Source organism: Vibrio sp. YT-15, from assembly GCF_033337445.1.
Classification (GTDB): domain Bacteria; phylum Pseudomonadota; class Gammaproteobacteria; order Enterobacterales; family Vibrionaceae; genus Vibrio; species Vibrio alginolyticus.
The window spans coordinates 1-1701 of record NZ_JAWOQR010000057.1 but is presented as its reverse complement, the minus strand read 5'-3'; the positions used below and the strand labels follow the sequence as shown (position 1 = coordinate 1701).

Genomic DNA, 1701 nt, shown 5'->3' with positions numbered 1-1701 from the left:
GCCTGCATCCAGCATTGGTTTTTTAACAACACCTAAACTCATACGAACTACGTAGAAGACGGCGTAACCGAAAACCAAGCCTAAAAATACATGCCATTGGTAGCGTTTGAAACGCGCTTGCATTTCCTCTTTCGAGCCATCTGAAAGAGGGAGGTCAGGGCGTGTTTTAAAGAAATTAAACATCTTGCACTCCAAGTTTTAATCACAAATGTTTTGTTGCAGGGCTATCTTGAAGTGACAGATTGCACAGTACAAAGGCATGAATTTGAGACAGAATTGACCCATATTGATATTTAGGTTGAGTCAAAAACGGGAATTTAGAACGTTAGGCTGACACTTGTTACTGATAGAATATGCTTAGTTCTGGTTGAAGTGCGTCAATAGTGACTCAAACATACTCTGTAAGATTTTTTGACAATCTTTCATAGATTTGAGTTACCGCACACTATTTAAGGTTTTTGGTTAATTTGATGGTTGATTTCAAGCAATTTGGGCGTCGTTTACTTCTTGGTGCGGCGCTTTATGCACCACTCACAATGGCAGCAGAAAAAGAGTTGGTGATACTCACGACCTTCTCTCAGGCACCAATCACTGCTTTGGTGGATGACTTTACGCAGCACTATCCTGATGCTGAAGTCCGAGTGGTTCACCGACGCACTCAATCAAGACTGCAATTGCTTAGCAAAAGCTACATGAAGGATATCGACTTGGTGTTGAGCTCGTCGCCGTTTCTGATGCAAGAGCTGTCTAATGAACATCGTTTGGCTGATATGTCGTCGCGTGTGCAAGTGCCGAAATGGTTGTCGCCTTATCTATTACCTAATAACGATCAAGTCGTGGCGTTTGGATACTCAGGCGCCGGGATTGTTTGGAACAAAGATTATTTGGCCGCGAACCATTTACCAGAACCGAAGCGTTTTCAAGATCTGACCAATCCGCTGTACTTTGGTCACGTCACCATGAGCACGCCAAGCCGCTCTGGAACCACGCAATTGATGGTCGAGAGTGTGCTTAGTCAATATGGTTGGCAAGAGGGCTGGCGGATTTTACTCAATGTGGGAGCGAACCTCGCGACGATCTCTTCTCGCAGTTTTGGAGTGGCGGATTACATCGCCAAAGGTAAGTTTGGTATTGGGCCAACGATCGACAGCTACGCACTGATTGCGCAACGCAAGTTCGACTACGTTGGCTTTGCTTATGATCAAGACTTTACGCTAATGCCTACCTATATTGCACAAATCAATCGGGGTAAGAGTGATAAGTTGGCAGAGTCCTTTATTGCTCATTTGCTTTCGAAAGAAGTACAAGAGCAGATGGAAAGCAGCACCTTCTCCAAAACAGCGCTTGACGATACGGCTCGATACGGTGGAGAAAATCCCGTTCTCGACCTAGAACAGGTAATGCCACGTGACGCGTTAATCAACTTGATTTTTGATACCGCGATCACCAAGCGTCTTCCGGAGCTTCAAGATGCTTGGCTCTCGCTCATTAAATTGAATCGACTCGCCGATGGAAAACCAGAGAAACAACGTTCGCTACAAGCCATTGAAAAACAACTGTTTGAATTGCCACTGAGCAAAGCGCAAGTAACCGAAATTGCGCAAAAGCTGTCGACCATGGATAAAGATTCCGAAGTTGGCATGACGCACTACCAAGCATTATTGGCAGAGTTTTCCCATGAACTGGGGCGGGCGATGTCGG

Annotated in this window: 1 protein-coding gene and 1 pseudogene; one reads left to right on the top strand and one right to left on the bottom strand. The window is 45.3% G+C overall.

Translation table 11 applies throughout. The features are described from left to right. A pseudogene (locus R7D93_RS25190) lies at positions 1-183 on the bottom strand (MFS transporter); the annotation flags it as partial. A gap of 287 nt (positions 184-470) precedes the next feature. Here R7D93_RS25190 and R7D93_RS25185 point away from each other — a divergent pair. Next, the coding region (locus R7D93_RS25185; protein ID WP_318129548.1) for an ABC transporter substrate-binding protein at positions 471-1701 on the top strand (1231 nt) is incomplete at its 3' end.